Here is a 21757-nt window from a genome sequence, read left to right as displayed (position 1 = left end):
GCCTGGCGGCCGTCGCGCGGCGGCAGCTTCGTGGCGCGGCTGCCTGCCGTGAAGCATGGTCACATGGCTTTGCAGGAAGGACAAGTAGGCTTTGCAGGCAGGGCAAGTGGATCAGGCGCGAAGCGGGCTTGCCGCGCATCCTCGCTTCGGCTGAAATGAGGCAAAGGAGAGAGCCGATGAAGATCATTCGTGGCGGCAGCGTGCCGACCGTCATTGCCTCCGATGCCTATTTCACCGGCCGGGTCACCCAGACCCCCATCGTCGAGGCGGAAGCGCCGGCGCGGCTGCGGGCGGTTTCGGTGAGTTTCGAGCCCGGCGCACGCACGCACTGGCACACCCACCCGCTCGGCCAGACGCTCCACGTTGTGGCGGGCGCCGGGCTGGTTCAGGTGTGGGGCGAGCCGATCCAGCAAATCGGTGTCGGGGACACGGTCTGGTTCCCGCCCGGCGAGAAGCACTGGCACGGCGCCGGGCCGCAGACGGCCATGACCCACATCGCCATGCAGGAAGCGCTGGACGGCAAGGCCGTCGACTGGCTGGAGCCGGTCGACGACGCGCAATATGGCGGGTGAGGGGAACCCCGGATGGCCGGCACGTCGTCACGGATTGCCGCCTTTGTCGAAGCCCTTCCCCTGAAGCGCGGGATGCGGGTTCTGGAGATCGGGTGCGGCCCCGGCGTGGCCGCTCGCGAGGCGGCCAGGCGCATAGGCGATGGGTTCGTCCTGGCCATAGACCGGTCCGAGAAGGCGGTCGGCCTGGCCCGCGCGGGATCGGTTTCCGAGATGGCTTCGGGCCGGCTCGATTTCAGGTGCGTTGCGATCGAGGACTTCGTGGCGGAGGCCGGCGAGGAGCCCTTTGATCTGGCGTTTGCCATGCGGGTCGGCGCGCTCGACGGGCGCCATCCGAAAGCGGCGCCCATGGCCTTGCTGCGCATCAAGGCAGCCTTGAAGCCCGGCGGCCGCCTGTTCATCGACGGCGGCGATCCCTTGAAGGAAATCGATCCTGACAGCGGATGACGACCCTTGATCCGGACCCATGCGGCCGTTGCGCTTGATTGTCCGTGCCCTGTCGGGCTAGGCTCCATCATCGACCGAGTGGCAACTAGGGTTCCGGGCGGCATGTCCGCTGCTGGACCGAGCGTTGCAGAGACCGCGGGAATTTCCGCGGCTGCACCCAAGGGATAAAACACCAGGGGAGGAGACGTCGAGATCAACCGGCGCCACAGGCGCGCAAGGGGGTCTCAATGACGCTGTCCTCGCTGCTTTTCGTCGTTCTGGCATCGCTCATCCACGCGAGCTGGAACCTGCTCGCCAAACGCGCGGCCTCGGTCGGCCCGGTTTTCGTGTTTGCCTACAACCTCGTTTCCTGCATCGGCTACGCGCCGTGGGTGCTTTACGTCCTGGGGCAGGGCCACATCGCGTGGAGCGGCGCCGGGGTCGGCTTCGTGCTTCTCAGCGGTGTCATCCATCTGGCCTACAGCCTGTGCTTGCAGCGGGGCTACCAACTGGCCGATTTTTCGGTGGTCTATCCGGTGGCAAGGGGCACCGGCCCGATGCTGTCGACGATCGGCGCTTTCCTGATCCTCGGGGAGATGCCGACCGGCGTGGGGCTGGTTGGGCTGGTGCTGGTGGTCGCCGGGATCGGGCTCATCGCAACGCGGGGCGACCTCTCGGCATTCCGGCGGCCGGGCGGCCAGTCCGGCGTTCGCTGGGGCACGACCACCGGCGGGCTGATCGCGTCCTATACGGTGGTCGATGCCTATGCGGTCAAGGTGCTGGGCATCGCCCCCGTCGTGCTCGACTGGTTCTCCAACCTTTTGCGGTTCTTCCTGCTGGGCCCCTTCGTCGTCGCGCATCCGCGCCGGGCCCTGAAGGCCATGCGCGGCTTCTGGTGGACCGCCGTCGCGGTCGGCCTGCTGTCGCCCCTGTCCTATATCCTCGTTCTGGCGGCCTTGGGATCGGGCGCACCCCTCAGCCTGGTCGCGCCGATGCGGGAGATGTCCATGATGGTGGGGACGCTGATGGGGATGTTCTTCCTGAGGGAAATCGTCGGGCCCTGGCGCCTCACCGGATGCGCGGTCCTCATCGCCGGCGTGATCCTTCTCGGGGTCGGATAAGAAAAGCCCGGCGCGAGGCCGGGCTTTTGGAGTCTTTTGAATCGCTTGCGCCGATCAGCTCAGGCTGGCCGTGAAGCGCTGGATGCGCGTGCAGGCTTCCTCCAGCAGCGCATCCGACGTGGCATAGGAGATGCGGAAGTTGGGGCCGAGGCCGAAGGCCGAACCGTGCACCACGGCCACGCCTTCCGCCTCCAGCAACTCGGAGACGAAGGTCTCGTCGGTGTCGATCACCTTGCCCGAGGGGGCCGCCTTGCCGATCAGTTCCTGGCAGGACGGATAAACGTAGAACGCGCCTTCCGGCGTCGGGCAGGTGATGCCGCGCGCCTGGTTGAGCATCGAGACGACGAGGTCGCGCCGGCCCTGGAAAACCGCCTTGTTCTTCGCGATGAAGTCCTGCGGGCCGTTCAGCGCCTCGACCGAAGCCCACTGCGCGATGGAGCAGGCGCCCGAGGTCTGCTGGCCCTGGATCATGTCCATGGCCTTGATGAGCTGGATGGGGCCTGCGGCATAGCCGATGCGCCAGCCGGTCATCGCATAGGCCTTGGACACGCCGTTCATGGTCAGCGTGCGGTCGTAGAGGTTGGGCTCCACCTCGGCGATGGTCCTGAAGACGAAGTCGCCATAGGTCAGGTGCTCGTACATGTCGTCGGTCAACACCCACACATGCGGGTGCTTCAGGAGCACGTCGGCCAGCGCACGCAGTTCGGCTTCGGCATAGGCCGCGCCCGAGGGGTTGGACGGTGAGTTCATCACCAGCCACTTGGTCTTCGGGGTGATCGCCTTCTCCAGCGCCTCGGCTGTCAGCTTGAAGCCGTTGGCGATCGAGGTTTCGGCAAAGGTCGGCGTGCCGCCGCACAGCGCCACCATCTCCGGGTAGCTCACCCAGTAGGGACGCGGGATGACGACCTCGTCGCCGGGGTTCAGCGTCGCCATGAAGGCGTTGAACAGGATCTGCTTGCCGCCGGTACCGACGATGGTCTGCTCCGGCTTGTAGTCGAGGTTGTTCTCGCGCTTGAACTTCCTGGCGATCGCCTCGCGCAGCGGCGCGATGCCCGACACCGGCGGGTACTTGGTCTCGCCGCGGCGGATCGCCTCGATGGCGGCGTTCTTGATGTTGTCCGGCGTATCGAAATCGGGCTCGCCCGCGCCGAGCCCGATGACGTCGCGCCCGGCGTTTTTCAGCTCGCGCGCTTTCTGCGAGACCGCGATGGTCGCGGAAGGCTTCACGCGGGAAAGGGCGTCGGCAAGAAAGGCCATTTGGACGTCTCCGATATATGGCTGGACGGGGAAAAATGCTGCACGCCTCTAATGTCGCATCGTGCTGTCGAGTGCAAGCATTGTTCGCTGCTGGCGCAATGGTTGCCGGGTCTTAAAGGGCCGGATTAACGCGGGTTAAACCGCTTTTAAGCGTTTCGTGACAGTTTGGACGAATCCCGCGAAGCGAAGGGAAAGATCGTAAGGGTGGAGCGCAGGGCAGGCCTATCTCATATCGAGCGCGAGGCGGATGGCACCGCGATCGGGCGGTGGGGGCCTTTCACGCTCAGGACCGCCTTCCAGCCGATCTTCGCCTTCCATGAAGGCAAGCTGCGCGTCGAGGCATTCGAGGCGCTGGTGCGTCCGTTCCGCAACGGGGAGCCGGAGACGCCGCCGGCCTTCTTCGCCACCTGCAATGCCAGCGACAGGTTGCAGGTCGAGGAACTGACGCGGACGCTGCACCTGCTGAATGCCGGGGTGTGCCTGCCTGAAGGCGTCATGCTTTTCATCAACATCGATCCGTCGGTTTTCACCGAGCAGGACATCGGTGACACCACGCTGCGCAACATGCGGCTGGTGCTGAGCAGCGTCGGCATTGCGCCGGCCCGCGTCGTGTGCGAGGTCACGGAGAACCCGACCGGGTCGCAGGAGGCCTTCTACAGTTTCGTCACCGGCCTGCGCGGCAACGGCTTTCGCATCGCCGTCGACGACTACGGCGCCGATGAATCCGACATCAGCCGCATCAAGGATCTGATGCCCGATATCGTCAAGTTCGATGCGGTCTGGATCAACCGGCTGATGGAATCCGATGTCGGTTTCGCCTTGCTGGCGACCATGGTCAGATCGTTCGAGGAGCAGGGCATCCGCACGGTGTTCGAAGGCATCGAGGAGGACTGGCAGATCGAACTGGCCGAAAAATCCGGCGCTTCCATGGTGCAGGGTTTCGTGCTGGCGCGGCCGGTGATGGCCTCGCCCGAAATGAAGGGGTCAGGTACGCCGCCCCCGGAACCGGAGCCGGAGGAACAGCTCAAGCCAGCGGCGCCACGGTCCGGCCCGCAACATCCGCCCGGAAGGACATTCGGCCGGCGGGTGGTACGATGACAGCCGGAAACAGACGCCGGCGCATGGTCGCGGATGCCATATTCGCCGATGAGATCGGCATCGAATATGCCGTGCACGAGGATTTCCGGCTGCGCAGCACCTACCAGCCGATCTTTGCGCCGCGCGGCGAGCTGTTGCGCATGGTGGCGGTGGAAGCGGCCGTCGAGGCGCATCACCGGGGGTGCAGCGTTTCGCCAGCCATCTTCCTCGACGCGGTTCTGCCGGGGGAGCGTCCCTTCGTCGATGCGCTGTGCCGCACGCTGCACCTGCGCAATTTCCGCAATATCGGCCTGGACGGTCTGAAGCTGTTTTTCGGCTTCGACCTCGACGTCAATGACGGGGCGGGGCGCACGGTTTCCGAATTGCGGCTGATGGCCGGCCGGCTGGACGAGCTGGGCCTGCATCCGGGGCAGGTGATGTGCCAGGTTGCAGGCGGCCATGCGGACGAGCCGGACCTCCTGTGCGAGGTGGCCTATGAAATGCGCGCCAGCGGGCTTGGCGTGGTCCTGTCCGGCTTCGGCACCGGCCATGAGAGCGAGCAGCAGGTCGACGTGATCCGGCCGCATGTCGTGCGGGTCGACGGGCCGCTCTTCGCGCTGCTGTGCTCCTATCCGGCCGCCGGGCACCTGTTCGGGCGGCTGGTGTCCATGCTTCAGGATGCCGGGGTCGAGGTCCTGGTGGAAGGTATCGAGACGGCGCGGCAGTTGCGCGTGGCGCTGGAAGCCGGCGCCGACCTGCTGCAAGGCCTGCTTCTGGCAAGGCCGCTTGCCGCCGGCGCGTTCTTCGACGAAAGCCCGCTGGTGATCGACCGGCTCCTGCCCAGGGCGGATGCGGCCATGGCGCTGCGGCCGGATCGGGGCAGGTAAAGCTTTTTTTGATGCTTCCAGCAAATTAAGTCATTGGAACCCGGCGTCCGCGCCGCGCAATATGCGCGCCAACGGAGCGATGCCCATGCCCAGACTTTACGGAATGATCGACAGCGGCAATTGCTACAAGCCGCGGCTCTTGATGGCCAAGCTCGGCCTGCCCTTCGCCCATGTCGAGGTGAGTTCCCGCACCGGCGCCACCCGCACGCCCGACTACAAGGCGCGCAATCCCAATGCCATGGTGCCCCTGCTGGAGCTGGACGACGGCAGGGCGATCGCGGAATCGAACGCCATCCTGCTTTATCTCGCCGAGGGCACGCGGTTCCTTCCGTCCGACCGCTACGAGCGGGCCTTGGCCTATCAGTGGCTGTTCTTCGAGCAGTACAGCCACGAGCCCTATATCGCCGTGCGCAAGGCGCTGCTGACCTTTCCCGAACGCGCCGCGGATGCGACACCGGAACGGCTGGCGCTGACGCTGGAGCGGGGCAACAAGGCGCTTTCGGTGATGGACGGGCATCTTTCCACCCACGATTTCTTTGCGGGTGGCGGCATCAGCGTGGCGGACCTGGCGCTTTATGCCTACACCCACAGCGCGGGGAAGGGCGGCTTCGACCTCGACGCCTATCCCCATGTGGTGGAATGGCTGCGGCGGGTCGAGACCGATCCGGGGCATGTTCCGGCCGAGTGGCTGCCGCCGGCCTGAAACGCCGGCGTGAAAAAGGCGGGCAAAGCCCGCCTTTTCCTATTCGATGGGGTCAGGTGGCCTGACAGGGAGCTTTCTGGCCGGGCCGGCAGCAATCCGCTGCTTCGGCTGGTCGGTTTCTTCAAGCTCCGGCGCGCTTCCCTCGCGACCGCCAGTACATTCGTGGCTTGCCGCGCGGTCCGGGTCGATCACCCGGCGCGCGCTCGCGCAGGGTCAGGCCGCCTGCAGAGATCCAGCGGACGACTTGCCGGTACGGCGGTCCTGCTCGATCTCGAAGGTGACTTTCTGGCCGTCGGCGAGCGAGGTCAGACCTGCGCGCTGCACGGCGGAGATGTGGACGAAAACGTCCGGACCACCATTGTCGGGCTGGATGAAGCCATAACCCTTGGTGGCGTTAAACCATTTCACGGTTCCGGTTGCCATATTGCGTATTCCTTCAAGTTGGCTGCTTTGTCTGTGACCGGAAAACCATCCGGCCGGTGGTATCGAGATTTTGCAGATAGACGGCAGCAAGCTCGTAGGAACGCGCGGCCCGGATCGATCGGCCGAAATATCAACGAGCCGCATATAACGTTTGCTTGCGGCCAAAACAAGGGGCTGCGATAAACGGGCTTCTGCCGCCTTGCGGAACAAGGCCCGCCGGGACGGCGTTTCAGGAGCCTCGCATTGCGGAGGACGAAAATGACCAAACTTCCCTTCGGCAAGACGTTTCACCTTGGCAAGATCGCTGTTCTCGGGCTGGGCCTGAGCCTGCTTGCGGCCGAGGCGCATGCCGTCTCACGCTACGACCCGACGCGCATGAGCTGCGACGGCGTGCAGGTCCGCGTCGCCCGCGAGGGCGCGGTGATCCTGCGCTACCGCTCGCCCCGCAACCCCAGCCTGCCGCTCTACGACCGCTATGTGAGCGACAGCCGCTTCTGCCCGGCCGGACAGGTGCGGGCCCGCGCCTATGTGCCGAGCGCCGACACGCGCTCGTGCCCGGTCTACAAATGCAAGCAGCCGGAATTCGAGCGGCGCGGCCGGATTTGGATGTTCGGGCGGGACTGACGGCTGGAGCCTGGTTTCCTTGGCTGCATTTGTGCAACGCCAGGCGGTTGCGTCTGGCATGCAAAATGCTCAAAAGCCGAACGACGTCTGGGCGGGCGGCGGCGGGCCGACCCGCACGCCCTCCAGCGCCAGCATCTTTTCCTTGGTCGCCGAGCCGCCGGGGGCGGAAAAGCCGCCGATCTTGCCGCCGGCCGCCACGATGCGGTGGCAGGGCACCACCAGCGGCACCGGATTGGCGCCGAGCGCCGCCCCGGTTTCGCGCGCCATGCCCTCATGCCCGGCGCGGCGGGCAAGCTCGCCATAGGTGACGGCCTCGCCGAAGGCCAGCCGGCGCGCGGCGGCGTAGATGTCGAGCCGGAAGGCGTCGATGCCGGAAAGGTCGACCGGCACGGCGGAGAAATCGATATCGGCACCGGCGAAATAGGCCCTGATCGCCTCCACCAGCTCCGCAACCCAGCCTTGCGGCTGGGCGACGGCGGGACCGTGGCCGGCCAGCCGCCGCTCGACGCCGGCGCGGCTTTTCTCCGGCAGGCAGAGCCGCGTGATGCCGGTTTCGCTCCAGGCAAAGCCGGTGAAGCCCATCTGCGTTTCGAAGACGGTATGGCCGGCGGTTTTGTCGGAATTGTTACGCATTGTTACATTATCTCATCTGCCTGCCGTGGCCGCCACCCGAAAACAGCACATCCGCAGGTTGCCCGCCGGAATCGGCTGGTGTAAGGAGCGATTAACCGATCAACGGACTTGTACCGCTCTTGCCAGCGAAGCTCAAAATCGTCGCCTTTGGCATGGTGCTGGCCGCTTTTGGCCTTTCCGGCTGCACGACCACGTCGCAGACCACCCAGAACCTTGTCGAGACGAGCGAAGCGGAGGCCGACGCCGGCTTCGTGGTGCCGCTGCCCGAGACGGTGGCCGTGCTGCCCGAGAGCGCTTTCGCCGATGCTTCCCGCAACGCCGATCTGGCCGCTTTCCCAGCGCCCGCGCAGCCCGGCGAGACCGCGCCGGTGATGGCGCTGGCCTCCGCGCCCGCGGCATCCCCCATCCAGCTCGCCTCCGCCGCCGCCATGCCGCGCGCGGAGCCCGCGGTGCTGACCACCACGACCGCCGATGCGGAGCCCGTCTCGCGCGGCGGCGTCGACGGGCTGATCGCCAAATATGCCAATGTCTACGGCCTGCCGGAGCAGTTCGTGCGCCGCGTGGTGAAGCGCGAAAGCACGTTCAATCCCAAGGCGTACAACAACGGCCATTGGGGCCTGATGCAGATCAAGCACGCGACGGCGCGCGGCATGGGCTATGACGGCCCGGCCAACGGCCTGCTCGATGCCGAGACCAACCTGAAATATGCGGTGAAATATCTGCGCGGCGCCTGGCTGGTGGCCGATGGCGACGAAAACCGCGCCGACCGGCTTTACCAGACCGGCTACTACTACCACGCCAAGAGGCGCGGCATGCTGGAGATCACCGGTCTCGGCAAGGACCGCAAGCGCCGCCGCGAACCGGCCGCCATCCCGGCCCTGCCGGTGGAAACACCGAGCCATGTCGACCTGCCGGTCGCGCTGAACGAATCCTGATCCTTCCGGCATTTTTCTCCCCTGCTCGAGGACGGCCGGGCCACCGCGCAATTCATCCTCGCCACGCCCGGAAAACCGTCTGGCCATTGATCAAGTCGGGATGACGGGCGGCGCTCGGTCGCTCATCTGAAGTTTTGTGGTGCGGCCTTGCGACCGCCCGTCCAGCGTCCTACCGGGCCCAGCCGGCTACAGCCTTCGAGGCCGCGCATCCCTTGCGAGGATACGCGTGCAATGGACCGACCCGTCCCGTTTCCAGAACGGTTTCAGCCGGGCTGCCGCATTACCGCACAGTCCAGCCTGCGGCGAACCATCGATCCCTTCGCCAGGCACTCCCGATCAGCGGCTTGCCCTCACGTTCAGGGTTCGCCGCCGCGCCGTCCCATCCTCCGCCGCCACCGTCATGATCGGCGGTCCCGCAGGAAGGGCAGGGGAATGATAGGCGAGGCGGCGAGGGTGGGGATAAAAGTGCCGGTTTCTTTCGGATTTTGCAGGAAAAAGTCCCTCACCCTTACCCTCTACCCCCGGGCGGGGAGAGGGAGGCATCGGCGTTGCGGCCATCTTCCTTCTCCCTGTCTGCGGAGAAAAGAATCTTTCGGGCAGCAACCGGAAGCTTATCTGTCGCCCGATGCGGCGAGGAACACGGCCAGTTGCGCCGCGAATGCCCGCTGGAAGGCCGGTCGCGCCTCGCCTCGGGCGACATAGGCGGCAAGGTTCGGATATTCTTCCAGCATCCCCGACCCGTTCAGCCTGCGCAGCACCATCACCATCATGAGGTCGCCGGCGCTGAAGGCGCCATCGAGCCAGCCGTCGTCGCCAAGACGGCGGGAAAGTTCGGCCAGCCGGACGCGGATGCGATCCTCGAGGAAGGACAGGCGCTCCCTGCCGTACCAGGGCTGGCCGCGTTCCACATAGGGCGCCTGTTCGTGCTCGACGATAGGCGGCTCCACCGTGTTGAGCGCGGCGAACATCCACATGATGGCGCGGGCCCGGCCATGCGGATCGTCCGGCAGCAGGCCGGCATGATGTTGCGCGATATGGAGCACGATGGCCCCCGACTCGAACAGCGCGAGATCGCCTTCCTGATAGGTCGGAATCTGCCCGAAAGGCTGGAGCGCGCGATACGCGGCTTCTTTCATCTCGCGGAACGAAACAAGACGGACCTCGTAAGGCTGGCCCACTTCCTCGAACGCCCAGCGGACACGCATGTCGCGCGCCTGACCCTTGCCGCGGTCGGGCGAACTTTCAAAGGCGGTGATGGTGGGGATCATGGGAAGGCTCCGGGCGGTTTCGCTCATATTATTCGGCTACTGGGCTTTTCAGCCAGAGGACGAATGAGCAGCTGCGTTCCCGACAAGCGCTGCGGCCAAATGAAAAGGCCGGGTCGAAACCCGGCCTTTTCGTGAACCCTTCAGGACTCAGAAATATTCCTGCAACGGCCGCACTTCCAGCGAGCCGGCCTTGAGGGCGGCGATGGCTTCGGCTACCGCCGCCATGCCGGACAGCGTGGTGTAGTAGGGCACCTTCTGCATCAGGGTGGCGCGGCGCAGCGACTTGGAGTCCGACACCGCCTTCTGGCCGTCCGTGGTGTTGAAGACGATCTGCACCTGACGGTTGCGGATGGCGTCCTCGATGTGGGGGCGGCCTTCGAGCACCTTGTTGATCTTTTCCGCCTCGATGCCGTTCTCGGCCAGGAAGCGCTGCGTGCCGCCGGTCGCCAGCACGCGGAAGCCCTGTCCGGCGAGGCGGCGCACCGGCTCCAGTATGCCGTGCTTGTCGTCGTCGCGCACCGAGACGAACAGCGTGCCCGAGCGCGGCAGGTCGACGCCCGCGCCGAGCTGCGCCTTGGCGAAGGCCAGCGCATAGTCGCGGTCGAGGCCCATGACCTCGCCGGTCGACTTCATCTCCGGCCCGAGCAGGATGTCGACGCCGGGGAAGCGGGAGAAGGGGAATACGGCTTCCTTGACCGCGATGTGGCCGGGATTGCGGGCGTTCGGCTTCTCGCCATAGTGCGCGAAGGCTTCGTCCAGTGTCTCGCCGGCCATGATGCGGGCGGCGACCTTGGCGATCGGCTTGCCGACCGTCTTGGCGACGAAAGGCACGGTGCGGCTGGCGCGCGGGTTCACCTCCAGCACGTAGATGGTGCCGTCCTTGATGGCGTACTGGACGTTCATCAGGCCGCCGACATTGAGCGCTTTGGCGAGCGCGGCCGTCTGGCGCTCGAGTTCGTCGACCACTCCCTTGGTAAGGGAGTGCACCGGCAGCGAGCAGGCCGAGTCGCCCGAATGGATGCCGGCCTCCTCGATGTGCTCCATGATGCCGGAGACGTAAACGTCCTTGCCATCGCACAGGCAATCCACATCGACCTCGATGGCGCCCGACAGATAGGTGTCGAACAGCAGCGGGTTCTTGCCGAGCAGCGTGTTGATCTGGCCGGTCTTGTCGTTGGGGTATTTCTGCTTGATGTCCTCCGGCACCAGCTCGGGCACGGTGTCGAGCAGGTAGGTTTGCAGCATGGCCTCGTCATGGATGATCTGCATGGCGCGGCCGCCCAGCACGTAGGAGGGACGCACCACCAGCGGGAAGCCCAACTCGCCGGCAACGGTACGGGCCTGTTCGACCGAATAGGCGATGCCGTTCTCGGGCTGGGTGAGGTCCAGCTTCTGGAGCAGCTTCTGGAAGCGGTCGCGGTCCTCGGCAAGGTCGATCATGTCGGGCGAGGTGCCGAGGATCGGGATGCCGTTCTTCTCCAGCGCCTCTGCCAGCTTCAGCGGGGTCTGGCCGCCGAACTGGACGATGACGCCGACCAACTCGCCGCGGCTCTGCTCCATCTTGAGGATCTCGATGACGTCCTCGGCGGTGAGCGGCTCGAAATAGAGGCGGTCGGAGGTGTCGTAGTCGGTCGAGACCGTCTCCGGGTTGCAGTTGATCATGATCGACTCGTAGCCGGCCTCGGCCAGCGCGAAGCAGGCGTGGCAGCAGCAGTAGTCGAACTCGATGCCCTGGCCGATGCGGTTGGGGCCGCCGCCGAGGATGACCACCTTCTTGCGGTCCGACACGCCGGCCTCGTTGGCGGGGGCGCCGGCGAAGGGCTGCTCATAGGTGGAGTACATATAGGCGGTGGGGGAGGCGAATTCGGCGGCGCAGGTGTCGATGCGCTTGTAGACCGGGTGGACGGCCAGCGAATTGCGAAGCTGGGCGACTTCCTTGGGTTTCTTGCCGGTCAGCGAGGCGAGGCGGGCGTCGGAGAAGCCCATGGCTTTCAGCATGCGCAGATTGGCGGCGTCCTGCGGCAGGCCATGCTCGCGGATGCGGGTTTCCATGGCGATGATGCCGGCGATCTGCTCGAGGAACCACGGGTCGATCTTGCACATGGCGTGCACGTCTTCCAGCGAGGTGCCCATGCGGATGGCCTGCGCCACCATGCGCAGCCGGTCGGGCGTCGGGGTGCCGAGGGCGGCGCGGATGGCGTTCTTGTCATCACCCTGGCCGATGCCGGGGATCTCGATCTCGTCGAGGCCGGTGAGGCCGGTCTCCATGCCGCGCAGCGCCTTCTGCAGCGATTCCTGGAAGGTGCGGCCGATGGCCATGACCTCGCCCACCGACTTCATGGCGGTGGTGAGGGTGGGTTCGGCGCCGGGGAATTTCTCGAAGGCGAAGCGCGGGATCTTGGTGACCACGTAGTCAATGGTCGGCTCGAAGGAGGCGGGGGTGGCGCCGCCGGTGATGTCGTTCTCCAGCTCGTCCAGCGTGTAGCCGACGGCCAGCTTGGCGGCGATCTTGGCGATGGGGAAGCCGGTGGCCTTGGAGGCAAGTGCGGAGGAGCGCGACACGCGCGGGTTCATCTCGATGACGACGAGGCGGCCGTTCTCGGGGTTGACCGCGAACTGGACGTTGGAGCCGCCGGTCTCGACGCCGATCTCGCGCAGCACCGCAATCGAGGCGTTGCGCATGATCTGGTATTCCTTGTCGGTCAAGGTCAGCGCGGGCGCGACGGTGATCGAGTCGCCGGTGTGGACGCCCATCGGGTCGATGTTCTCGATGGAGCAGACGATGATGCAGTTGTCCGCCTTGTCGCGGACGACCTCCATCTCGAACTCCTTCCAGCCGAGCACGCTTTCCTCGATCAGCACCTCGGTGGTGGGAGAGGCGTCGAGGCCGGACTGCACGATGGCGAAGAACTCCTCGCGGTTGAAGGCGATGCCGCCGCCGGTGCCGCCGAGGGTGAAGGAGGGGCGGATGATGGCGGGCAGGCCGACGGCATCCAGCGCCTGCGCGGCCACGCCCATGGCGTGCGCGACGTAGCGCTGCTTGCGGTCGCCCTCGCCGAGGTTCCAGCGGGTTTCGAGCGCGTCGAGGTCAGTGTCGGAGGCGCCGGACGCCTTGAGCTCGGCGCGCTCGGCCTCGTGCTTCTTGCGGTCGGCATCCTTGACGTCGGTGGCGTTGGCCAGCATCGACTTCGGCGTCTCCAGCCCGATCTTGGCCATGGCCTCGCGGAACAGGGCGCGGTCCTCGGCCTTGTCGATGGCCTGCGCGTCGGCGCCGATCATCTCGACATTGTAGCGCTCCAGCACGCCCATGCGGCGCAGCGAAAGGGCGGTGTTGAGCGCGGTCTGGCCGCCCATGGTGGGCAGCAGCGCATCCGGGCGCTCCTTGGCGATGATCTTGGCGACGACTTCGGGCGTGATCGGCTCGATATAGGTGGCGTCGGCCAGCTCCGGGTCGGTCATGATGGTGGCCGGGTTGGAGTTGACCAGGATGACGCGGAAGCCTTCCTCGCGCAGCGCCTTGCAGGCCTGGGTGCCGGAATAGTCGAACTCGCAGGCCTGGCCGATGACGATGGGGCCGGCACCGATGATCAGGATGGATTTGATATCGGTGCGTTTTGGCATGGCAGGGTCCGTTATGGCTGTGCGCGCGAAACGCCGGCGCCGGGAAACCGGGCCGATGTGCGCGAGGTGAATACTGGTATCAGGCTAAGGGGGCCTTATAGGGGAGAGTTTCAACCGATGTAACCCCGAAAAATGCATGTTTGCCCAGCCAATGCGCATGGCCGGGCAAAGGGGCTGGGCAAAGGAGCCGGATTAAACGCGTGGGCTGGGCGCTCGCGGCGGCGCTCAGCCGTCCTCGTCGAGCGCAAACGACCCGGCGACGATCTCGCCCGCGCGCTCGTAGGTGGCCATGAGGACGCCGGTGGTGGAGACCTGCGAGTGCCGCAATCTGAAAGCGCCCGGCATGGCGCCGTCGCCGAACAGGCGCTTGCCCTTGCCCAGCACCAGCGGGAAGGTCAGCAGGCTGATCTCGTCGAGCAGGTCGCCGGCAAGCAATGCCTGGAGCAGGACGGTGGAGCCCTGCACCAGCAGATCGGGCCCGGTGCCGGCCTTCAGCTCCCGCAGCGCCGCAACGGGATCGGGCGTCAGGGCCCGGCTGTTGCGCCAGCCAAGGCTGTCCGGCCGGTGGGTGGCGACGTGCTTGGTCACGGCGTTGAAGGATTTCGCGATCGGGTCGGTATCGGGAACGCGCGGCCAGTGGGCGGCGAAGATGTCGTAGGTGCGCCGGCCGAGCAGCAGCTCGAAGGGCGTGTCGAAGGTCCGGTCCATGAACGCGCCCATCGGCTCGTCCCAATGGTGGAAGGTCCAGCCGCCATGCTCGAAGCCGCCGTCGCGGTCCTCGTCCGGGCCGCCGGGGGCTTGCATGACGCCATCCAGGCTGACGAAAGCGGTGAGTCGGATCTTTCTCATTGGATGTCCCTTCCGGGTTTCTGGTCGGCGATGGTGCCGCACCGGGCGGTTTCGTGCCCGGCGCATGTTGCAAGGACGTTGGGCAAACGCCGCTTCCGACACTTCGTTTCATTCCCCGGCGGAACCGCGTGCGGCCAGCGGCGTTGAAGGCGATGCCGACCGGCCGGCGGCGCAGTCAATGCAAGTCGAGATGGTCAAGTCGAGATGGGCGATGGAGGCCAAAATGGGCAAGGAGAATGCGACGACGGCCAAGGGCGCGGCAGCGGCCGAGGGATTGCTGAAGGCCGCGAAGAACGAGGAACGCAAGGTTGAGGAAGCATCCGGCAGGGACCTGAAGAAGGGCGCCAAGCGGTTCGAGGAGCGCTCGAAAAGCTCCGACGGCAAGAGCGCCGGGGCCAAGCAGCGCGGCTGAGTTTGCCGGGCATGGTGCGGGACGAAGAATGGTCATGACTCGTCCCGGCCATTCAGTTATCTGTTAACGGACAGGAAAAGGGCAGGCCGCCGCGCCTGCCGGCAGAATGGGGATCGTGCATGCGCTGGAGAGGCCGCCGTCAAAGCGACAACATCGAGGACCAGCGCGGGCAGGGCGGCTTCGGCCGGCCCGGCGGTTTCGGCGGCGGCCCCGGCCGCATCCGCATTCCCGTGGGCGGCCGCGCCGGCGGCGGCGGCATTTCCACCATCATCATCCTCGTGGTGCTGTTCTTCGCGCTCAAGGCCTGCGGCATCGACCCGATGCAGGTGCTGACCGGCGGAGGCGGCGGGCTGCTGCCGGGCGAGGACAACGGCCGCATCACCTCCACCGAACCCGGCTCGGGCTCGGTGCGCAACGACGAGATGAGGCAGTTCGTGGCCACGGTGCTGGCCGAGACGGAAGATGTTTGGAACGGCATCTTCAAGGCCAACGGCCTGACCTATGAGGAACCGAAGCTGACCCTGTTCGACGGCCAGATCCGCTCGGCCTGCGGCTTCGCCTCCTCCGCTTCCGGGCCCTTCTACTGCCCGGCCGACAAGAAGGTCTATCTCGACACGTCCTTCTTCCGGCAACTGTCCGACCAGTTCGGCGCCTCCGGCGATTTCGCCGAGGCCTATGTCGTCGCCCATGAGGTCGGCCACCACGTGCAGAACCTGATCGGCGTTCTGCCGAAGTTCAACCAGATGCGCCAGAGCATGGGCGAGCAGGAAGCGAACCACATGTCGATGCAGGTGGAATTGCAGGCCGATTGCTTCGCCGGCGTGTGGGGCCACTACACCGCGCAGAAGGGCATTCTGGAAGAGGGCGACCTGGAAGAGGCGCTGAACGCCGCCCAGCAGATCGGCGACGACACGCTGCAAAAGCGCATGCAGGGCTATGTGGTGCCGGAAACCTTCAACCACGGCACCTCCGAGCAGCGCCAGAAATGGTTCGCCCGCGGCTACCAGAGCGGCAAGCTTTCCGACTGCGACACGTTCAATAACCCGATCTGAGGCAACAACCCGATCCGAGGGCCGCATGGCACAACGCCGCATCGCCGTTATCCAGGCCGGGACCAGCCTGTTCGACACGCCGCGCACGCTCGAGCGCATGGAGGCTCATTGCCAGGCGGCCGCCGCCGAAGGCGTCGAACTCGCCGTCTTTCCCGAGGCCTATGTCGGCGGCTATCCCAAGGGACTGGATTTCGGCGCGCGGATCGGATCGCGCACGGCGCAGGGTCGCGACGATTTCCTGCGCTACTGGCAGGCCGCGATCGAGGTGCCGGGGCCGGAGACGGCCCGCATCGGCTCCTTTGCCGCCAAGATGAAGGCGCATCTCGTCACCGGCGTGATCGAGCGCGACGGCGGCACGCTCTATTGCACGGCGCTGTTCTTCGGGCCGGACGGCGCCTTGCTCGGAAAGCATCGCAAGCTGATGCCGACCGCCAGCGAGCGGCTGGTGTGGGGGCAGGGCGACGGCTCGACCATTCCCGTCTTCGACACGCATATCGGCCGCATCGGCGCGGCGATCTGCTGGGAAAACTACATGCCCAACCTTCGGCAGGCGATGTATGGCAAGGGCATCAGCCTGTGGTGCGCGCCGACCGTGGACGAGCGCGACATCTGGCAGGCCTCGATGCGCCATATCGCCTACGAGGGGCGTTGCTTCGTGCTGAGCGCCTGCCAGTACATGACGCGGGCCGATGCGCCGGACGCCTATGACTGCGTGCAGGGGAACGATCCTTCGACCGTCCTCATCCGGGGCGGCAGCGTGATCGTGGGGCCGCTCGGCGATGTGCTCGCCGGCCCCGTCTACGATCGGGAAGCGGTCCTGACCGCGGACATCGACCCTGCCGATACGATCCGCGGCAAGTACGACCTCGACGTGGCCGGGCATTATGCGCGCCCGGACATATTCAGGCTCAGCGTGAACGAGACGGCGCGCGCGCCGGTGAGCTATCAGGTCGAACTCGCCGACGGCGAGGACGGCGAGGAGCCCGGCGAGGCCGCGCCCTAGCCGGAAGGCATTGATGCCGGACCGTCATGGCCTTGTGCACGCCCTTCGATTGACGGGCGGAAAATCTGCGCCATACTGACTTGCAATGCATGGCGCGCGGGCTCCCGAGTTTCGGGGCGGTCACCTTGTCGGCATAGCGGACATTGCCCTCCGTTTTCGGGGCGGATGGCTGTTGCGAGGCCTGTGCGCGATTTCCGGCATCCCGGACACTTCACGTCATCGTCGAAGGGCCGGCGCGGTCCTGCTTGCGGCCCTGGCCGCCGTTTCGCTGGCGTTGCCGGTGCAAGGAGCGGTGGCGGCTGACGCGATGGCGGAGCTTCGCCCGGCACCCCAAGCCGATGCCGCCCCGTCATTTTCCCTGACCGACCTTTCCGGCAAGACCGTCAAGCTGCCGGACCATGGCGGGGGGCCGGTCCTCGTCCACTTCTTCGCCACATGGTGCGAACCGTGCCGGGAGGAACTGCCGGCCTTGCAGCGTCTGGCCGCGCGCTCGCAGGCGCAGCCCAGGCACCAGCCGCTGACGGTGCTGGCCATTTCCGTGGGCGAGGTGGAATTGCGGGTGCGGCGCTTCTTCGAGGAGGCGCCCGTCGCCTATCCGGTTCTGCTGGACATGGACATGAGCGTTGCCAGGGAGTGGGGCGTGCGCTCCCTGCCGACCACCTTCGTGCTCGATGATGCGTTGACGCCGCGCCTTGTCGTCACCCACGACCTCGACTGGGACGGTATTGCGGTGGAGCGGCTGCGGGAACGGCTGGCAACCGGCAATCCGGAAATGGAAACGGTTCAACGGGAGGAAAACCAATGAGGATCGACAGGCGGGATTTTCTGAAGGCGGGTGCCGCGGCTTCCGCTGCGATGCTGCTGCCCGCAACGGCGCGCGCCAACAGCGCCTTTGCACCGAAGCCCGGCAACTGGCGCCGCTTCGAGGTGGTGACGCGGCTTGAGATCGCCGAGCCGCAGGGCCGGACGCAGGCATGGATTCCGCTGCCTTCGGTGAACGAGGCCGACTGGTTCCGTTCCGAAAACAGCGAATGGACGACCAATGCCGGCAGGGCGCAACTGGCGCGGGAGCCGAAATACGGCGCCGACATGCTGCATGTCGAATGGGAGGACGGGGAGAAGGCCCCGGTGGTGGAGGTGGTCAGCCGCATCGCCACCCGGGACAGGGCCGTGGATCTTTCCGCCCCCGGCAGCCCGCCGCCGCTGACGCCGACCGAACAGGCGCTCTACACGGCCGGAACCGACCTCATTCCCGTCGACGGCATCGTGCTGGAGACGGCGCAGAAGATCACCGCCGGCGCGAACACCGACCTCGACCGGGCGCGGGCGATCTACGACTGGGTGGTGGACAACACCTTCCGCGACGCCAGCGTGCGCGGCTGCGGCATCGGCGACATCGCGGCGATGCTGGAGAGCGGCAATCTCGGCGGCAAATGCGCGGACCTCAATGCGCTCTATGTCGGGCTGGCGCGGGCCGCGGGCCTTCCGGCGCGCGACGTCTACGGCATCCGGGTGGCGCCCTCGCAGTTCGGCTATGCCAGCCTCGGTGCGAAGAACGAGGTGATCACCAAGGCGCAGCACTGCCGGGCGGAGGTCTATCTGGACGGTCACGGCTGGGTGCCGGTCGATCCGGCCGACGTGCGCAAGGTGGTGCTGGAGGAGCCGCCCGGCAACCTGGCCGCCGACGACGCCAAGGTGGTGGCGGCGCGCGAGGCGCTGTTCGGCGCATGGGAAACCAACTGGCTGGCCTACAACATGGCGCATGACGTGTCGCTGCCGGGGGCGGCAGGGCCGAAGCTCGGCTTCCTGATGTATCCGCAGGCGGAAACGGCCTCGCTGCGGCTGGACTGCCTCGACCCGGACAGGTTCAGATATGCGATCACGGCGCGCGAACTGATGGCGTAGATCGCAGGCCGCGGGACCGCTATGCCGCCGGGGCCAGCGGCGGCAGGCGCGGCAGGACCGGCGACGACTGGACGATGGCGGTGTTCGTCATCGCATAGGGGACGAGCTGGTCGAGCAGCCGCTCCAGATCGGCCACCGAGGCGACCCGCACGCGCGCCAGGAAGCAATCCTCGCCGGTGATGCGGTCGCATTCGGTGATTTCGGGGATGGAGCGGATGATCTCGGCGACGCGCTTCAGCTCGCCCGGAACCGGGCGCACCCTCAGCCACGCCGAGACCGGATAGCCGATCGCCGCCGGGGCGATGCGGGCCATGTAGCCTTCGATGACGCCGCTGTCCTCCAGACGCCGGAGACGCTCCGCGACGCTCGGGGCGGACAGGCCGACCGACCTTGCAAGCTCGGCCGTGGGGATGCGGGCGTTGTCCGCCAGCAGCGCGACGATGCGCGCGTCCACCGCATCGAGGGCGCCGTTTTCGATTCCAAGGCGTTTCATGGTAATGCCCTGCATAGAGAAACAAAATTCGCAAATTATGCCATGGAATAAGCATATAAGACAGCGGATGCGGCTTCTATAAATAGGCGAACGACCGGAGACGGCTTCGCCATGCAGCCGAAGAGCCAGATTGACAGGGTTTCGACGGCGGTTCCGCCGCAGCTATGGTTCGGCGTCAGCGCCGTCTTCCATTATCTGGGACCGTCCTTCGCCGTGCTGCTGTTTCCGGCGGTGGGGGTGCTGGGCGTGGCCTGGTTCCGTGTCACGACGGCGGCGGGGGTGTTTGCCGTACTCACACGTCCGTGGCGGACGCTGGCGGAGGCGGACGGGACCACGCGCCTGCTTCTCGTGGCGCTGGGTGTCTGTCTCGCGGTGATGAACACCTCGTTCTATCTGGCGCTGGAGCGGCTGCCGATGAGCCTGGTGGCGGCGATGGAATTCGTCGGCACCATCGGGGTCGCCCTTTATGGGGAGCGGCGCGCCAGAAACGTCGTTGCGCTGGTCCTGGCCGTGAGCGGGGTCTTCCTCCTCATCGACGTGAAATGGGCGTCCGATCCGGCCGGGCTGTCGTGGGCGGCGCTGAACGCGCTGCTGTTCGTCGGCTACATCATCCTCGGCCACCGGGCCGCGCGCGGCGGGGCGGGGGACGGGGTGCGCCGCCTCGGCGCGGCGATGGCGATCGCGCTGGTCGTTCTCATGCCGGTGGGCCTTGCCGAGGCGGCGCGCGCAATGGCGTCACCGACGCTGGTCGCGGCCGGCGTGGCGGTCGGCATGTGCTCGTCGGTCATTCCCTATGTCTGCGACCAGCTGGCGATGTCGCGGCTGCCGCGCGCGACGTTCGCGCTGTTGCTGGCGCTGCTGCCGGCCTCGGCGGCGGCGATTGCCGCGCTGGTGCTGGGGCAGATCCCCGGCGGGCGCGACCTGGCCGGCATCGCGCTGGTGATGGCCGGCGTCGCGGTTCACAAGCCGGCCCCGGCATGAGGGCGCGCCGCCACGACAGCTTATGTCAGCATGAAAACTTTTGAAGTGTTCTCCCATTGTTCCATCCTGGCGACACGCCTATAAGGAGCGCTTCGCCTTTCTGGCGAAGGGAGGACGCAGGATGGTGGACACCGCCACGGCACGGCGCGGACTTGCGCTCGTCTTCGTCACATTGCTGCTCGATATCATCGGCTTCGGCATCATCATGCCGGTGCTGCCGGCCTATCTGCAGGAATTGTCCGGCATTGACGTTAGCGCCGCGGCCCTCGAGGGCGGCTGGCTGTTCTTCGCCTATGCCGCCATGCAGTTCGTGTTCGCGCCGGTGATCGGCAACCTGTCGGACCGTTTCGGGCGGCGGCCGATCCTGCTCGCCTCGGTGTTCACCTTCGCCATCGACAATCTGATCTGCGCCATCGCCTGGTCCTATCCGATGCTGTTCATCGGCCGGCTGCTGGCCGGCATCAGCGGGGCCAGCTATTCCACCGCCTCGGCCTTCATCGCCGATGTCAGCACCGACGAGAACCGGGCGCGCAATTTCGGCCTTCTGGGCATCGCCTTCGGCGTCGGCTTCGTCATCGGGCCGGTGCTGGGCGGCCTTCTGGGCGAGTTCGGGCCGCGCGTGCCGTTCTATTTCGCGGCGGGGCTGGCCTTCCTCAACTTCGCGGTCGCCTTCTTCCTGCTGCCGGAGACGCTGGCGCCGGCCTATCGCCGCCGCTTCGACTGGCGGCGCGCCAGCCCGCTCGGCGCCCTGAAGCAGATGCGCAACTATCCCGGCATCGGCTGGCTGGGACTGGTGTTCTTCCTGATGACGCTCGGCCACATGGTCTATCCGGCGGTGTGGTCCTTCGTCAGCGACTATCGCTATGGCTGGAGCGAGCGCCAGATCGGCCTGTCGCTCGGCCTGTTCGGGCTGTGCGGGGCGCTGGTGATGGCCTTCGTGCTGCCGCGCGTCATCCCGGTGCTGGGCGAATGGCGCACCGCCGCGGTGGGGCTCGCCTTCACCGCCATCGCCGCCTTCGGCTATGCGGCGGCCTGGCATGGCTGGATGATCTATGCGGTGATCGTGGCCACCTGCCTGGAGGCGCTGGCCGATCCGCCGCTGCGCAGCCTCGCCGCCGCCAAGGTGCCGCCTTCGGCGCAGGGCGAGCTGCAAGGGGCGATCACCAGCCTGTTCTCGATCACCTCGATCATCACGCCGCTGCTCTACACGAACATCTTCGCCTGGTTCACCGGCCCCTCGGCGCCGGTGACGTTCGGCGGAGCGCCCTATGCGCTGGCCGGGGTGTTCCTGGCGCTGGCGCTGCTGGTGCTGGTGACCAAGGTGCGGGCGCCCGAACGCAAGCCGGTGACTGTGGGAGTGACGGAGGAGGCATAAGGGGTGCCGGGGTTGGCCCTTTTGTGGACCTAAATTGCTCCGGCAAATACTCCATCGTCATCAACTCTGATGGTTTTGATTGTCTCTGAGCCTTGCGTTGAGGGTTATGATGATCTTTCGCATGGTCGCTGCGATTGCGAGGA

The 21757-nt window shown here is 66.4% G+C and carries 22 protein-coding genes; 15 read left to right on the top strand and 7 right to left on the bottom strand.

The window, feature by feature from the left end:
• Nucleotides 1–176 precede the first annotated feature (176 nt).
• From ABID37_RS21730 to ABID37_RS21720, 3 genes are all read left to right on the top strand, one after another.
• Entirely contained in the window at nt 177–572 is a 396-nt protein-coding gene (locus ABID37_RS21730; protein WP_354198604.1) for a (R)-mandelonitrile lyase, read from the top strand.
• A 12-nt stretch (nt 573–584) separates the two neighbouring features.
• Nucleotides 585–1016, top strand: coding sequence for an SAM-dependent methyltransferase (locus ABID37_RS21725; protein ID WP_354198602.1), 432 nt, complete (start codon nt 585–587; stop codon nt 1014–1016).
• A gap of 227 nt (nt 1017–1243) precedes the next feature.
• Nucleotides 1244–2116 (top strand): EamA family transporter, encoded by an 873-nt coding sequence (locus tag ABID37_RS21720; protein WP_354198600.1) that lies wholly within the window; start codon nt 1244–1246, stop codon nt 2114–2116.
• 54 nt (nt 2117–2170) lie between these two features.
• On the opposite strand, the gene ABID37_RS21715 is transcribed toward ABID37_RS21720, so the two are convergent.
• Nucleotides 2171–3373 carry a pyridoxal phosphate-dependent aminotransferase gene (locus ABID37_RS21715; RefSeq protein WP_354198598.1) on the bottom strand — a complete coding sequence of 401 codons (1203 nt, stop codon included), beginning with the start codon at nt 3371–3373 and terminating at the stop codon, nt 2171–2173.
• A gap of 204 nt (nt 3374–3577) precedes the next feature.
• Here ABID37_RS21715 and ABID37_RS21710 point away from each other — a divergent pair, with 204 nt between their 5' ends.
• From ABID37_RS21710 to ABID37_RS21700, 3 genes are all read left to right on the top strand, one after another.
• Nucleotides 3578–4471, top strand: coding sequence for an EAL domain-containing protein (locus ABID37_RS21710; RefSeq protein ID WP_354198596.1), 894 nt, complete (start codon nt 3578–3580; stop codon nt 4469–4471).
• Nucleotides 4468–5337: an EAL domain-containing protein gene (locus ABID37_RS21705; protein WP_354198594.1), complete on the top strand. Its 870-nt coding sequence runs from the start codon at nt 4468–4470 to the stop codon at nt 5335–5337. Before ABID37_RS21710 ends, ABID37_RS21705 begins: the two co-directional genes overlap by 4 nt.
• Nucleotides 5338–5422: 85 nt before the next feature.
• Complete coding sequence (locus ABID37_RS21700) at nt 5423–6040, top strand: glutathione S-transferase family protein (protein ID WP_354198592.1); 618 nt, start codon at nt 5423–5425, stop codon at nt 6038–6040.
• Nucleotides 6041–6253: 213 nt separating this feature from the next.
• Here the strand turns inward: ABID37_RS21700 and ABID37_RS21695 are convergent, their stop codons facing one another.
• Nucleotides 6254–6463, bottom strand: coding sequence for a cold-shock protein (locus ABID37_RS21695; protein WP_354198590.1), 210 nt, complete (start codon nt 6461–6463; stop codon nt 6254–6256).
• Between the two features lie 258 nt (nt 6464–6721).
• Between ABID37_RS21695 and ABID37_RS21690 the strand changes: the two genes are divergently transcribed.
• Complete coding sequence (locus tag ABID37_RS21690) at nt 6722–7087, top strand: hypothetical protein (protein WP_354198588.1); 366 nt, start codon at nt 6722–6724, stop codon at nt 7085–7087.
• 69 nt (nt 7088–7156) lie between these two features.
• On the opposite strand, the gene ABID37_RS21685 is transcribed toward ABID37_RS21690, so the two are convergent.
• A complete protein-coding gene (locus tag ABID37_RS21685; protein ID WP_354198586.1) occupies nt 7157–7720 on the bottom strand; it encodes a methylated-DNA--[protein]-cysteine S-methyltransferase in 564 nt (187 codons plus the stop codon).
• A 119-nt stretch (nt 7721–7839) separates the two neighbouring features.
• Here ABID37_RS21685 and ABID37_RS21680 point away from each other — a divergent pair, with 119 nt between their 5' ends.
• A complete protein-coding gene (locus ABID37_RS21680; protein ID WP_354198584.1) occupies nt 7840–8655 on the top strand; it encodes a transglycosylase SLT domain-containing protein in 816 nt (271 codons plus the stop codon).
• A gap of 611 nt (nt 8656–9266) precedes the next feature.
• Here ABID37_RS21680 and ABID37_RS21675 read toward each other — a convergent pair.
• The 3 genes from ABID37_RS21675 to ABID37_RS21665 form a co-directional block, all read right to left on the bottom strand.
• Complete coding sequence (locus ABID37_RS21675) at nt 9267–9923, bottom strand: glutathione S-transferase family protein (RefSeq protein ID WP_354198582.1); 657 nt, start codon at nt 9921–9923, stop codon at nt 9267–9269.
• Between the two features lie 147 nt (nt 9924–10070).
• Nucleotides 10071–13544 carry a carbamoyl-phosphate synthase large subunit gene (gene carB, locus ABID37_RS21670; protein ID WP_354198580.1) on the bottom strand — a complete coding sequence of 1158 codons (3474 nt, stop codon included), beginning with the start codon at nt 13542–13544 and terminating at the stop codon, nt 10071–10073.
• Between the two features lie 225 nt (nt 13545–13769).
• Entirely contained in the window at nt 13770–14393 is a 624-nt protein-coding gene (locus ABID37_RS21665; RefSeq protein WP_354198578.1) for a dihydrofolate reductase family protein, read from the bottom strand.
• A 223-nt stretch (nt 14394–14616) separates the two neighbouring features.
• Between ABID37_RS21665 and ABID37_RS21660 the strand changes: the two genes are divergently transcribed.
• From ABID37_RS21660 to ABID37_RS21640, 5 genes are all read left to right on the top strand, one after another.
• The gene (locus ABID37_RS21660) at nt 14617–14805 is read left to right on the top strand and encodes a hypothetical protein (RefSeq protein WP_354198576.1); all 189 of its coding nucleotides are present in this window, start codon (nt 14617–14619) and stop codon (nt 14803–14805) included.
• A 119-nt stretch (nt 14806–14924) separates the two neighbouring features.
• A complete protein-coding gene (gene ypfJ / locus ABID37_RS21655) occupies nt 14925–15857 on the top strand; it encodes a KPN_02809 family neutral zinc metallopeptidase (RefSeq protein ID WP_354198574.1) in 933 nt (310 codons plus the stop codon).
• 25 nt (nt 15858–15882) lie between these two features.
• Nucleotides 15883–16860 (top strand): nitrilase-related carbon-nitrogen hydrolase, encoded by a 978-nt coding sequence (locus ABID37_RS21650; RefSeq protein WP_354198572.1) that lies wholly within the window; start codon nt 15883–15885, stop codon nt 16858–16860.
• Nucleotides 16861–17032: 172 nt separating this feature from the next.
• Nucleotides 17033–17665 (top strand): TlpA family protein disulfide reductase, encoded by a 633-nt coding sequence (locus ABID37_RS21645; RefSeq protein WP_354198570.1) that lies wholly within the window; start codon nt 17033–17035, stop codon nt 17663–17665.
• Nucleotides 17666–17667: 2 nt separating this feature from the next.
• Nucleotides 17668–18765, top strand: coding sequence for a transglutaminase-like domain-containing protein (locus ABID37_RS21640; RefSeq protein ID WP_354198751.1), 1098 nt, complete (start codon nt 17668–17670; stop codon nt 18763–18765).
• Between the two features lie 19 nt (nt 18766–18784).
• On the opposite strand, the gene ABID37_RS21635 is transcribed toward ABID37_RS21640, so the two are convergent.
• The gene (locus ABID37_RS21635) at nt 18785–19258 is read right to left on the bottom strand and encodes an Lrp/AsnC family transcriptional regulator (RefSeq protein ID WP_354198568.1); all 474 of its coding nucleotides are present in this window, start codon (nt 19256–19258) and stop codon (nt 18785–18787) included.
• Nucleotides 19259–19369: 111 nt separating this feature from the next.
• Here ABID37_RS21635 and ABID37_RS21630 point away from each other — a divergent pair, with 111 nt between their 5' ends.
• Together ABID37_RS21630 and ABID37_RS21625 are read left to right on the top strand one after the other, a co-directional pair.
• On the top strand, nt 19370–20239 hold the full coding sequence (locus tag ABID37_RS21630) for an EamA family transporter (RefSeq protein WP_354198566.1): 870 nt from the start codon (nt 19370–19372) through the stop codon (nt 20237–20239).
• 121 nt (nt 20240–20360) lie between these two features.
• On the top strand, nt 20361–21614 hold the full coding sequence (locus ABID37_RS21625) for a TCR/Tet family MFS transporter (protein ID WP_354198564.1): 1254 nt from the start codon (nt 20361–20363) through the stop codon (nt 21612–21614).
• Nucleotides 21615–21757: the final 143 nt, after the last annotated feature.

This window comes from Aquamicrobium terrae, assembly GCF_040545735.1.
GTDB classification, from domain to species: domain Bacteria; phylum Pseudomonadota; class Alphaproteobacteria; order Rhizobiales; family Rhizobiaceae; genus Mesorhizobium; species Mesorhizobium terrae_A.
This window is presented reverse-complemented; position numbering and strand designations above follow the sequence as displayed.